Below are 12,535 nucleotides of genomic sequence, written 5' to 3'. Positions count from 1 at the left end.
CTGCGGGTTAATGGCGGAAATGGCGCATGCCAGTGAACACCATAGCAATGCCGTGCTCGTTGGCGGCGTCGATCACTTCCTGATCACGCATGGAACCACCGGGTTGGATCACCGCGGTAATACCGGCAGCGGCGGCGGCATCAATACCGTCGCGGAACGGGAAGAAGGCGTCAGACGACATGACCGAGCCTTTTACTTCCAAGCCTTCATCGGCGGCTTTGATACCGGCAATCCTGGCGCTGTACACGCGGCTCATCTGGCCTGCGCCCACGCCAATGGTGCGGCCTGCTCTCGCGTACACAATGGCGTTGGATTTGACGTATTTGGCCACTTCCCAGGCAAACAGTAAATCGTTCAGTTCTTCCTCGCTGGGCTGGCGTTGGGTGACCACTTTCACATCACGCATGGCAACCATGCCCAGGTCACGTTCTTGCACCAGTAAGCCACCGGTCACGCGCTTGTAATCCAATGCCGGGGCGCGCTCACCGTCAAATTCGCCGCAGGCCAGCAAACGCAGGTTTTTCTTGGCGGCTATCAGTTCTACTGCTTCGGCGCTGATACTGGGAGCGATGATCACTTCCACAAACTGGCGATCAATAATGGCCTTGGCGGTCGCTGCGTCCAGCTCGCGGTTGAAGGCTATGATGCCGCCAAACGCCGAGGTGGGATCCGTTGCATAGGCCAGCTCGTAAGCTTGCAGAATGTCGGCGCCAATGGCTACACCACAGGGATTGGCGTGTTTGACGATCACGCAAGCCGGGTCGGCGAAGGGTTTTACACACTCAAGCGCGGCGTCGGTGTCGGCCACGTTGTTGTACGACAACGCTTTACCCTGGAGCTGGGTAGCGGTCGCCACACAGGCTTCTTTCGGATTGCGCTCGGCGTAGAATGCGGCGCGCTGGTGCGGGTTTTCGCCGTAGCGCATGTCCTGCACTTTCACAAACTGGGCGTTGAAGGTGCGCGGGAATTCGGCATTGTCGTTATCGGCGGTGCGCCCACCCAAATAGTTAGCGATAGCACCGTCGTAGCCGGCGGTGTGCTCAAATGCTTTTACGGCCAGGTCAAAACGCGTAGCAAAGGTTAGTTCGCCATCGTTACTTTCCAGTTCTTTCAATACCCGGCTGTAATCGCGGGTATTCACCACTATCGCCACATCTTTGTGGTTCTTGGCTGCCGCGCGAACCATGGTGGGGCCGCCAATGTCGATGTTTTCAATGGCTGTCGCCAAGTCGCAATCCGGATTGGCGATGGTGTCTTCAAACGGATAGAGATTCACCACCACCATGTCGATGGGGTCTATGCCGTGTTCGGCCATGACGGCGTCGTCGGTGCCACGGCGGCCCAAAACGCCACCGTGAATTTTCGGGTGCAGGGTTTTCACCCGGCCATCCATCATCTCCGGGAAACCGGTGTAGTCAGACACCTCGGTAACGGCGACGTTGTTGTCCTTGAGCACACGAAAGGTGCCGCCGGTGGACAGCAGTTCTATGCCAAGCTCGCTGAGCGCGCGACCAAATTCAACAATGCCGGTTTTGTCACTGACACTGATCAGCGCACGACGAACGGGAGTATTTGCCTGATTTGCCATGGGTCACTTTCTTCCGGATCGGATGTCGGGTTTAAAGCAGATCGTATTGCTTAAGCTTCTTGCGCAGGGTGCCGCGGTTCAGGCCTAGCATGGTGGACGCTTTGGTCTGGTTGTTGCGGGTGTACTTCATCACCTGTTCTAGCAGTGGAGCTTCTACTTCTGACAGCACCAATTGATAAACCTCGGTTACCGGAGCGCCATCAAGCTGGGTAAAGTAGTTGGTCAGTGCAATTTCCACGCTGTCACGCAGAGTGACTGAGTTACCGCTGGTGCCAGCCGTTTGCAGCTGGTGAATGTCATCATTGGCGGATGCGTTTAGGGTGTCGTTTGCCAAAGTTTCAGCTTTCATGCTGCGAATACCTCTTCATTTCGTAAGCTTGCGAAATACTGTTGAATGCTGTCGTGCTGCTCCAACGCGTTGTCTATGGCGTTAAAGCTTTGCCGGAAGCGTTTGTCTTGGTCGTGGCTTTGCAAATACCAGCCCACATGTTTGCGAGCAATGCGTACACCCATGGTTTCTCCATAAAAATCGTGCAGTGCCAGCAGGTGCTCGCTCAGTATCGTTTCCACTTCATTCAGCGGTGGCGGCTTCATGTGTTCGCCTGTTTCCAGAAAATGCAGGATTTCCCGAAAAATCCAAGGCTGGCCCTGAGCCGCACGGCCAATCAGCAGGCCATCGGCTCCGGTGTATTGGAGCACGTCGCGCGCTTTTTCCGGGCTGGTGATGTCGCCGTTGGCGAATACCGGAATGCCAACGTCGGACTTAACTCGGGCAATGGTGTCGTACTCGGCATTGCCCGTGTATTTGTCGGTGCGGGTGCGGCCATGAATGGCCAGCGCCTGAATACCGGCTTCTTCCGCCATGCGTGCAATAATCGGCGCGTTGCGGTGGCCTTCATCCCAACCGGTTCGCATTTTTAGGGTCACCGGTATGTCTACAGCGGCTACCACCGCCTTCAGAATCTGCAGCACCAGAGCTTCGTCTTTCATCAGTGCAGAGCCGGCCGCCTTATTGCACACTTTTTTGGCCGGACAACCCATATTGATGTCGATGATCTGGGCCCCAGACGCAGCGTTCATACGAGCCGCTTGCGCTAGCATCTGCGGATCTCCGCCGGCAATCTGCACCGAGCGGGGCTCGGGCTCACCTTGATGATTCAGACGGCTGCGAGATTTCCGGGTGTGCCACATTTTGCTATCAGCAATCACCATTTCCGAAACGGCTAGTCCTGCGCCCATACGCCGACACAGCAACCGAAAAGGCCGGTCTGTTACACCGGCCATGGGCGCAACAATCAGCGGATTGGGCAAGGTATACGGCCCGATTTTTGCCGTTGGCAGCATGATCTGAATCCGTGTTACGGAAGTTAACGCAAGGCCTGAATATCGGTGAACTGTTCAATAATTGAACGGCCGCATTCCGGAGGGCGCTAATGATACCGCTGGTGCGGCCACGATTGAAGAGGCAAAGTCGTGAAAAATCTGATTATTTTTCGTGCTTTTTGGTTGACTTTTGTGAGCTTGGCGAAAGATTACAAATTGAGATAGTTCAGCGGGCTCGCGCTGGACTACTCGGCCTGTGAGCGGAAGTCGATGTTGTAGCTGACCGCCGTTTGTCCCGGGTCCTGAATAGCGATGGCTATACGTACCGGAGTCTGCGGCGGCATTTCCCGCAACTGTCCGCCCTGATCTGCCAGGTAATCTGCAGGGCTGAATACACGTTGTGTAACTTCTTGCCCGTTCAAATCTGCGAAGGTCAAAACAATGGCTGGAAATGGCTGTGCGAAGGCGGCACGGTTGATAATTACAGCGTCTACTACCAGTTCGCTGCGGTTAGCAGGGTTGGTTTTTACCACCAGTTTGCGGCTGTCTATAGCACTCATGTCTATCAGCGGTGGCAACGTGCAACCGGCGAGTTCGCAGCCCTTATCGTAAAAAGGGCGTAGCTGGGGAATTTTGGAGAATTTGTCAAACTGAACCCAAACCAACTGTGAGGCGATCACCCCCAGAATGGCCAAAACAATCAGTGACCAGGCCAGCGCCCGGATTTTTCCGCCGTGATTGCGCTGAACTGGAATGGGTTCTTGGCGAAGATTGCTGTAAAGCGTGTGCTGCGGTCGGGCGCCACTCTCGGCGTAAATCTGATGTTCGGACGGCAACGGCCAGCCGTTGCTGGGTTGCGCCAGGCCTTGCGTTTCAATATCCGAATCTTCAGCGGGTGGTTGATTCTTGGTCGGCGCTGCTTCGACGGGATGGGCTGCTTTACCCAGCGGGGCGGGGCGTCTTGGGCTGTCGGGACGGCTGGCTTCATTCAAAATGGCTTGGGCCCAGCTTTCGTCCGAATTCACGTTTATGTCGCTGCTGCTGTCGCGGTCATCGCTGTAAACACTCCGATCCATGGAGCGAAAACTGTCGCTGAGTTCGTCTTCGGAAAACGTCATGTCGGATTTAATGTAAGCACCGTGGGCTGCATCTTCTTCCGGGTTGTCCGCAAACACCAGATCGTCGTCCGGATCCGGATTGATAGCTGGCTCCGGGGGTGCTGTAATAACAGGCTTCGGCTCTTTGATGCGATTTTCAAAGGCATTAAAAATCTTCATGCAGCTGCCGCAGCGCACTCGCCCCTTGGCAACCTCCAGTTGCTCCTCGGTTACCCGGAAACGCGTCTGGCAGTGGGGACACTGAGTTTGAAGGTTGCTGGAAGCCATTCTAAATCCTTGAATACAAAGAAACTGAATGCACGATCGTCTAGATCTTTGGCCTTACTGCTTAAGCAATTGTGGCGCTATCAACGGTGTCGTCGCCCTGTGAGCCGTATCCATTCACCCTGCTGTTCTGGTTCATCCATAATAAACCAGGGCTCATAAGCCACCATCACATCGCGGGCCTGATGGTTGAGGATGCCAGACAGCACAATGTCGCCGCCTGGGCGGGTTTTCGCTGCCAGGTGTGGCGCCAGTCCGATCAGTGGTTGAGCCAGAATATTGGCGAGTGTAATGTCGGCCAAGGCGTCGGGTTCGTCTTTTGGCAGATATAAAGACAGTCTGCTTTCGTCCACGTCGTTGCGGCGGGCGTTTTCACGGCTGGCTTCCAGCGCCTGAGGGTCGGTGTCGACTCCCATTACATGGTCTGCACCCAGCAACAATGCGGCCAGGCCTAAAATGCCGGAGCCACAGCCATAATCGATCACCTGTTTGCCCTGTACATCAGCGCCGTCTAGCCACTGCAGGCACAGGGCCGTCGTGTCGTGAGTGCCGGTACCAAACGCCAGGCCCGGGTCGAGCAACAAATTGGCTGCGTCTGGATCAGGCGCGTCGTGCCAGCTGGGTACTATCCACAAACGTTCGCCAAAGCGCAGCGGGTGGAAGTCGTCCATCCAGACCCGTGCCCAGTCTTTATCTTCAACCAACGTTACGTCTATGTCCGCCAGACTCTGCTGGGTTTGCTGGTGCCAGGCGTCGCGGATGTTGGAACACAACTCGTTAATATCGTAACTGGACTGAAACAGTCCGGTTACGGTGGTTTGGCTCCACAAAGGTGTGGTGCCAAGGTCCGGCTCATACAAAGGCTGGTCAGCGGCGTCTTCCATCGACACCGCATCGGCACCCATTTCCATCAACACGTCTTCAAGTAGATCGGCGTTGTCTGGGTCAGCCGGAATCTTTAGTTGTATCCAGGGCATATTGCTTTCCGCATTGTCGACGCAGGACTCAGTCCCGAATCAGCTTTTCAAGGTAATGAATGGTGAAGTCTACCTGTTTAAAGCCGCTATCGCGCACCAATCTGCGGTGCAGCGGCTGATTGGTTTTAATGCCTTCAACCACCATCTCGTCAAGGGCGTTTTTCATGCGCCGACGCGCCATTTCGCGGTCGTCACCCCAGGTGATCAGTTTGGCGATCAGGGAATCGTAATAGGGTGGTACGGTGTAACCATTGTAGAGGTGCGAATCTACCCGCACACCGTTACCGCCGGGAGCGTGAAAGTGCTTCACTTTACCAGGGCTGGGCACAAAGGTTTGTGGATCTTCTGCGTTGATTCGGCACTCGATGGCATGCCCGGTAATCTTGATGTCGTCCTGTGTGTACTGCAACGGCAGACCGCTGGCGATACGCAGTTGTTCGCGAACGATATCTACGCCGCTCACCATTTCTGATACCGGGTGCTCAACCTGCACGCGGGTGTTCATTTCGATGAAATAGAAGCCACCGTCTTGATACAGGAATTCGAAGGTGCCGGCACCCACATAGCCAATTTCCTTACAGGCATCAACACACGCTTTCAGTGTTTTTTTCCGAGCTTCGGGGTCAATACCCGGCGCTGGCGCTTCTTCCAGCACTTTCTGGTGACGGCGCTGGAATGAGCAGTCGCGGTCGCCCAAGTGAATGCAGTTGCCGTGCATATCTGCCAGTACCTGAACTTCCACGTGGCGCGGGCGCTCAAGGAATTTTTCAAGATACACGGTCGGGTCGCCAAACGCGTTGCGCGCTTCGGTCTGGGTAATCTGTACGGCCCTGAGCAATGCGGCTTCTGAATGCACCACCTGCATACCGCGACCGCCGCCGCCCGATGCGGCTTTAATAATCACCGGGTAGCCAATTTCTTTAGCGACTTTGAGCGTCAGATCGTCGTCTTCGGTCAGCGCGCCGTTAGAACCCGGAACGGTGGGTACGCCGGCACTGATCATGGCGTTGATGGCCGACACTTTGTTGCCCATCAGCCGAATGGTCTCGGCTCTGGGGCCGATAAAGCGGAACCCGCTTTTTTCGACCTGCTCGGCAAAGTCGGCGTTTTCCGCCAAAAAGCCGTAACCGGGGTGGATGCCTACCGAGTCAGTTACTTCCGCTGCGCTGATAATAGCCGGGATATTCAGGTAGCTGTCAGTCGGACTGTTGGGGCCGATACAGACGGTTTCATCGGCTAAGCGTACGTGCATCAAGTCGCGGTCGACTTGAGAGTGCACGGCTACGGTTTTGATACCTAATTCTTTACAAGCGCGCAAAATTCGCAGGGCAATTTCACCGCGGTTTGCGATCAATACTTTTTCTAACATGGCCATGGCTCACAATCACCGGGTTCAGGAAATGACGACCAGAGGCTGGTCAAACTCCACCGGCTGGCCGTTTTCGACCAGCACTTCGACGATGGTGCCACTTTTGTCAGCTTCAATCTGGTTCATCATCTTCATCGCTTCCACGATACAGATAACGTCACCGGCTTTGATCGATTGGCCCACGGCGATGAATTCTGGCGCGGTAGGTGATGGCGAACTGTAGTAGGTGCCCACCATAGGTGAATTAATGGTATGGCCCTTGGGCGCTGCAGGTTTGGCTTCATAGTCAACCGGACCCGGGGTTTCCGGTGCTGGCGCGTACATAGGAGCGGCATGCTGCGGTGCCATGTGGCTGACGTAATGCGTGCCGGCTGGCTGCTCACGGCGGCGCGAGATCCGCACGGAATCATCGCCCTCGTGAATTTCCAGTTCTTCGACGTCGGATTCGTCAAGCAGTTCGATCAATTTCTTGATTTTGCGAATATCCATGATTTCTTCAGCCTCTTTTGTAAGGTCTAGTTAATGCGTTTGTTTGAGTGCAGCCTGAAGCGCCAGGTCATAGCCTTGGCTGCCGAGGCCGCAGATAACGCCTTTGGCGATATCCGAGAAATAGGAGTGGTGCCGAAAGGCTTCTCGCTGGTGCACATTGGACAGATGCACCTCAATGAACGGTATGGACACCGCCAACAGTGCGTCACGTAATGCGACACTGGTGTGGGTAAACGCGGCTGGATTAAACAGAATGTAGTCTACGCCTTCCGCTTTGGCGGCGTGAATGCGTTCAATTAATTCGTGTTCGGCGTTTGATTGCAGGTGGAGCAGATGGTGGCCCGCAGCTGCAGCGCTGTTCTGAAGGCGCTGATTAATCTCTGCGAGGGTTTCGTAGCCATAGACCTCAGGTTCGCGGGCGCCCAGCATATTAAGATTTGGCCCGTGAAGCACGAGAATACTTGCCATAAAAACCAATACCTTTATTTTACAGAATTGCCAAAGTTAGCGACACAATGTGCCCATGGTGCGCACTTATGCTGCTCATATCAATACTTTTTGATAAGTTTGGACGGTTATCAGGAGCCTTCATGTGACCTAATGCAGGCCCAGCCGTTCTGATCCTGCCGATCATTGTCAAACAGTGCTGCAACAGCGTCCATAAGACGTTGGTTCCATATAGAGCAACTCATTGGCGGATTTGGCGTACGCTTACTACAATAATCGGCGTTATTGCGACTATTATAGGAACGGCTCGACTTTTGTGAACGTCGCACGCAACACCAAATTCCCGGAGCAGTTCATTTATGACCAAGGCACACGCCCGGATGAGTAGGCCTTTAGTCTGCCTGAATTATCAGCGAGGGAGTTTTTCGTTGCGAGCTTTGCTGCTGCTGTTCACCGGGGTGTTGCTGGTAGCGGTGCTGTTGGCAAGTATGAGTGCTAGCTACGGCTATTTTCGTCAGTATGTCAGTAGCCAACTGGCTGGCCACGCTCAGGATGGCGCGACCGCCGTTGGCCTGTCTCTGTCAAACGCCATTGATGGTCGCGACCCCGTTGCATCGAGCTCTTTGATTGATGCGGTATTCGACAGCGGACGTTATTTATCTGTGGAGTATCTTGATCATTCGGGCGTTGTGGTGGCTGGGCGCCGTACTGGCCTCCGTAAAGCTGATGCACCCGCCTGGTTTATTCACTTCGCAGATTTGCCGACACCGGTTGCCACGGCCCAAGTGGTGCGGGGCTGGCAGCGCCTAGGTTTGGTCAATGTGGTCAGTCATCCCGGACGGGCGTATCGGGACCTTTGGCGCATCGCAGTGGCGCTGGTTTTGAGTGCCGCCGTTATCAGCGGTATCGGTCTGCTATGTCTGTGGTTTTTACTGCGGCAGACTCTGCAGCCTTTAAATGCACTGGAACGACAGGCTGAAGCGATTGGCCGGCGTGAATTCCGCCAACGCATTCGGGTGGCAGGCACCCGTGAATTGCGCCAGGTCACCGTGGCCATGAATACCATGGCGGATCAGCTGGAAAAGCTGTTTTATGGGCAGGCACGGCTGATTCAGAAGCTGCGCAAGTTCAACAATGAAGATCCGGTGACCGGTCTTGCCAGCCTCACTGCTTTTGACCAGCGCCTAAAAGTAGAGGTGCAGTCTGAAGAGCGAGCGGCGCCGGGTGTGCTGCTGATTTTTCAGTTGTCGCAGTTTGCGAAGTTTAATATGTCGCGGGGGCGCCAGGAGGGTGATCGGCTTTTGGCGCGTCTGGCCAAAATCATCGAACATTTTACCAGTCAGCACGCCGATGCCTTTGCAGGCCGGCGCATGGGCGCTTCGTTCGTGCTGTATTTGCCCGGTGTCAGCTCTGACGATGCCTTGCCTTGGTGTCAGTCACTGCTGGCGGATATTGATGACGCCTACAGTGCCGTTGCCAACCCCTTAGCGGTTGCAGTACACGGGGGGCTGGCGCCAACCGTTGACGGCGCCGGCGTGCCGGAGTTGCTGATCGCCGCTGAGAGTGCTCTGCGCCAAGCCCAGTCGCAGAGCGAGTCTGGCTGCCGCTTGCTGATGCCCGGTAGCGGTGCACAGTTGGGCGCCGAGGCCTGGCGCGTAACGTTGCAGGAAGCGCTGGCGCTGAAGCGTTTTGCACTGTGGCTTCAGCCGGTGATGAGTTGTGCAGGGCTGGTTCATGGTAAGCCGCTTTACCATCAGGTATTTTCGCGCATTAATACGGCCGATGGCGCACTAAAGGCCGCGCTGTTTGTGCCTATGGCGGAGCACCTCGGGCTGATTGCGGCTATTGATCGCCAATTGATACGCCGCGTTCTGGCACACCTGCGCCTGCGTCCGCAGATGCCGCTGGCTATTTCGTTGGGCAACGCCTCAGTCAAAGACCCAAAGTTTCAGCAGGACCTGCTGGCGGAATTAAAAGCAGCAGGAGCGGTGGCCCGCAACCTGTGGGTGGGCATTTCGGAGTTGGCCATTCACCGCCACCGCGAGGCAGCTACCCGGCTCGTGCAGTCGCTGAACGACTTGCAGGTGTCGGTGGTGGTTGATCGTTTTGGCGTAGGCGGAGTGCCGTTTAGCTATTTGAAAAATCTGCGACTCGAAGCTCTGCGAATTGACAACAGCTTCACCCATGGCATTGACGAACATGGTGATAACCGCTTCTTTTTGAAGTCGGTTGTTGATATTGCCCACAGTCGCGGTGTGAAAGTGTTTGCCAGTGGCGTGGAAACCGTCGAGGAATTCAAGGTACTGTGTAATTTGGGCATTGATGGCGCAATGGGCTACCATCTGGGGCGTCCGTTTACCGCAGACAACCACCAATTGACAGGGGAATAATACGCTTATGCCAGGCAAAATCAGGCAGTATTTCAGGGACAAAAGAGGTGATGCCCGAGATTCCTCCGGTGGTGGAATGGTGGGCAAGTTACTGCTTATCGTTGTGGTGCTCTACCTGCTGATTGCCATGGTCATGGGTATGTACTGGAGCAGTGAGCCCGCCAGTTTCTCTGTGCGTGAACACACCCGTGCTACTGCCAATGCCATGCAGCGTGAACCGGTGACTGGCTTTGCCACCACTGCCACCATGATCCGAATCGCGGAAACTCTGCTGGACAAGCCCGGCGGTTACATTACCAACGACATTTTCCCTCCGGGCCTTTGGCTAGACAATGTGCCCAACTGGGAATTCGGTGTGCTGGTGCAAGTGCGTGATCTGGCCCGAGCCATGCGACAAGACATCAGTCGCGCCCAGAGCCAGTCCTCGGAAGACGCGGACCTGATCATTGCCGAGCCCCAGTTGCACTTTGATAGTGATAGCTGGGCGATTCCCTCGACCGAATCCGAATATCGCCGCGGGATCACCGCCTTGAAGCGGTATTTGGATCGGCTGTCAAACCCGGAGCAGAGCGATGCCCAGTTCTTTGCCCGCGCTGATAGCTTGAACAACTGGCTGGCAGATCTGGAAACTCGTTTGGGCAGCTTGTCCCGCACCCTGGGTGAGAGTGTGGGTAAAGCCTCTATTTCCGACACAGTAGCGGATTTTGACGGCCAGGATCCGCTGGATGAGCGAGCCGAAGGCATTAATGTAAAAACCGATTGGACCAAGATAGACGATGTGTTTTACGAGGCCCGCGGCAGTTCTTGGGCATTACTGCATATATTCCGTGCGATTGAAGTGGATTTTCGCAAGGTATTGCAGGACAAGAACGCTACCGCCAGCGTTAAGCAAATCATCATTGAGCTTGAGGGCGCGCAGGGCGACATGTGGAGCCCGGTGATTCTCAACGGCAGTGGCTTTGGCATAATGGCCAACCATTCGCTGACCATGGCGGCCTATTTGTCGCGGGCCAACGCGGCGATCAGTGACATGCGGGAGTTACTGTCGCGGGGCTAGCAATGGCTTCCGTGGATTTGCAGGCAACAAAAAACCGGGCTGAATGCCCGGTTTTTTGTGGATCGCATAAAGCAATCCGCTGTTAGCCGCCGTAAGCTTTGATGGCGTCAACAATGGCTTTTTTCGCAGCCGCTGCGTTGTCCCAGCCTTGGATTTTCACCCATTTTCCGGCTTCCAGCGCCTTGTAGTTTTCAAAGAAGTGATGAATCTGGTTGCGCAGTAGCTCTGGCAAGTCAGTCACGTCTTGAACATGGGCGTAGGCCGTGGTCAGCTTGTCGTGTGGCACTGCGACCAGCTTGGCGTCGCCGCCGGCTTCGTCTTCCATGTTCAGTACGCCTACCGGGCGACAGCGAATCACACAGCCAGCCTGAATCGGGTAGGGGGTAATGACCAGTACGTCCAGGGCATCACCGTCGTCGGCCAGAGTGTGGGGAATAAAACCGTAGTTGGCCGGATAGAACATGGGCGTGGCCATAAAACGGTCTACCAGCAACGCGCCCATGTCTTTGTCCAGTTCGTACTTCACCGGTGAGCTGTTGGCCGGGATTTCAATGGCTACATAAATATCTTCGGGTGTATTTTTGCCGGCAGGGATGTTGTCGAATTGCATCGGGTGGTCCTTCCTGGGTAGGGTGAAAAAGTGAGCGCTATTGTACGAAACTGCGTCGCTTTGCGAAACTAAACGTTGGTCTGGCATGGCAGCCGGCCCTGGCTGCCATGCCGGTCGAGTGGGTCAGCCGCGCTTGAGGGTCCGTACGCCGGTTTTTGTACCCAGCAGCAGTAGATCGGCGGGGCGGCGGGCAAACAGGCCGTTGGTGACCACACCTACAATCTGGTTCAGGCGTTCTTCCACCTGAATTGGGCGCGACAGGTCCAAGTTATAGACGTCAATAATGATGTTGCCATTGTCGGTGGTAAAAGCATCGCGGTACACCGGATCGCCGCCAAGTTTCACGATTTCCCGGCCAACGTGGCTGCGGGCCATCGGTAACACTTCCAGAGGCAGTGGGAAGTCACCCAGAATGTCCACTTTTTTGGACTCGTCGGCAATGCAGATAAACGTCTGCGCCACTTCAGCCACAATCTTTTCTCGCGTTAGCGCGCCGCCGCCGCCTTTGATCAGTTCCAGCTGTTCGTTGACTTCATCGGCACCGTCTACATAAAACTCCAGGTCGGCGGTGCTGTTCAGTTCATAAACGGGAATACCGTGGCTTTTCAAGCGTTCAGCGGTGGCTTCGGAGCTGGCCACGGCGCCGTCAAAATCGTTGCGAATGGCCGCCAGAAAATCAATGAAGCAGTTGGCAGTGCTGCCAGTGCCCACACCAATTACGCTGCTGGTGTTCAGGCGGGGGCTGATGTAGTCAATAGCGGATTTGGCGACCGCTTGCTTCAGTTCGTCCTGGTTCATGGTTGAGCCTGTTGCGTAAAATGAGTGGGATGCTTGCAGTATACAGCGTCTGGTCGGGCTGCTTATAGACGGTTGCGGGTAAAACTTCCTACACTATGGCGTCTT

The 12,535-nt window shown here is 55.3% G+C and carries 12 protein-coding genes; 2 read left to right on the top strand and 10 right to left on the bottom strand.

All coding sequences use genetic code 11. From position 1 onward, the window contains the following. Positions 1 to 7 precede the first annotated feature (7 nt). From purH to aroQ, 8 genes are all read right to left on the bottom strand, one after another. On the bottom strand, positions 8 to 1,588 hold the full coding sequence (purH, locus tag ABA45_RS16415; RefSeq protein WP_048387944.1) for a bifunctional phosphoribosylaminoimidazolecarboxamide formyltransferase/IMP cyclohydrolase: 1,581 nt from the start codon (positions 1,586 to 1,588) through the stop codon (positions 8 to 10). A 31-nt stretch (positions 1,589 to 1,619) separates the two neighbouring features. Further along, positions 1,620 to 1,937, bottom strand: a complete 318-nt coding sequence (gene fis, locus ABA45_RS16410) for a DNA-binding transcriptional regulator Fis (RefSeq protein ID WP_014872769.1) — start codon at positions 1,935 to 1,937, stop codon at positions 1,620 to 1,622. Next, entirely contained in the window at positions 1,934 to 2,932 is a 999-nt protein-coding gene (gene dusB, locus ABA45_RS16405) for a tRNA dihydrouridine synthase DusB (RefSeq protein WP_048387942.1), read from the bottom strand. Before dusB ends, fis begins: the two co-directional genes overlap by 4 nt. Before the next feature lie 224 nt (positions 2,933 to 3,156). Further along, a complete protein-coding gene (locus ABA45_RS16400; protein ID WP_048387939.1) occupies positions 3,157 to 4,296 on the bottom strand; it encodes a DUF3426 domain-containing protein in 1,140 nt (379 codons plus the stop codon). Positions 4,297 to 4,376: 80 nt separating this feature from the next. Then, a complete protein-coding gene (gene prmA, locus ABA45_RS16395; RefSeq protein ID WP_048387937.1) occupies positions 4,377 to 5,270 on the bottom strand; it encodes a 50S ribosomal protein L11 methyltransferase in 894 nt (297 codons plus the stop codon). A gap of 28 nt (positions 5,271 to 5,298) precedes the next feature. Beyond that, positions 5,299 to 6,645, bottom strand: a complete 1,347-nt coding sequence (gene accC / locus ABA45_RS16390; protein WP_048387935.1) for an acetyl-CoA carboxylase biotin carboxylase subunit — start codon at positions 6,643 to 6,645, stop codon at positions 5,299 to 5,301. A gap of 18 nt (positions 6,646 to 6,663) precedes the next feature. After that, positions 6,664 to 7,128, bottom strand: coding sequence for an acetyl-CoA carboxylase biotin carboxyl carrier protein (accB, locus tag ABA45_RS16385; protein ID WP_048387933.1), 465 nt, complete (start codon positions 7,126 to 7,128; stop codon positions 6,664 to 6,666). A 30-nt stretch (positions 7,129 to 7,158) separates the two neighbouring features. Beyond that, positions 7,159 to 7,596 (bottom strand): type II 3-dehydroquinate dehydratase, encoded by a 438-nt coding sequence (gene aroQ / locus ABA45_RS16380; RefSeq protein WP_048387931.1) that lies wholly within the window; start codon positions 7,594 to 7,596, stop codon positions 7,159 to 7,161. A 338-nt stretch (positions 7,597 to 7,934) separates the two neighbouring features. On the opposite strand from aroQ, the gene ABA45_RS16375 reads away from it, so the two are divergent. Then, on the top strand, positions 7,935 to 9,965 hold the full coding sequence (locus tag ABA45_RS16375; RefSeq protein WP_227506067.1) for a bifunctional diguanylate cyclase/phosphodiesterase: 2,031 nt from the start codon (positions 7,935 to 7,937) through the stop codon (positions 9,963 to 9,965). A gap of 7 nt (positions 9,966 to 9,972) precedes the next feature. Then, positions 9,973 to 11,022 (top strand): DUF2333 family protein, encoded by a 1,050-nt coding sequence (locus ABA45_RS16370; RefSeq protein ID WP_048387929.1) that lies wholly within the window; start codon positions 9,973 to 9,975, stop codon positions 11,020 to 11,022. Between the two features lie 82 nt (positions 11,023 to 11,104). On the opposite strand, the gene ppa is transcribed toward ABA45_RS16370, so the two are convergent. Together ppa and rpiA are read right to left on the bottom strand one after the other, a co-directional pair. Next, complete coding sequence (ppa, locus tag ABA45_RS16365; RefSeq protein WP_048387927.1) at positions 11,105 to 11,632, bottom strand: inorganic diphosphatase; 528 nt, start codon at positions 11,630 to 11,632, stop codon at positions 11,105 to 11,107. 123 nt (positions 11,633 to 11,755) lie between these two features. Continuing rightward, positions 11,756 to 12,430, bottom strand: a complete 675-nt coding sequence (rpiA, locus tag ABA45_RS16360) for a ribose-5-phosphate isomerase RpiA (protein ID WP_048387924.1) — start codon at positions 12,428 to 12,430, stop codon at positions 11,756 to 11,758. Positions 12,431 to 12,535 lie beyond the last annotated feature (105 nt).

The organism is Marinobacter psychrophilus (genome assembly GCF_001043175.1).
GTDB lineage: Bacteria > Pseudomonadota > Gammaproteobacteria > Pseudomonadales > Oleiphilaceae > Marinobacter > Marinobacter psychrophilus.
Note: the sequence above shows the minus strand (reverse complement) of the source record. Positions and strands in the feature narration are given on the sequence as shown.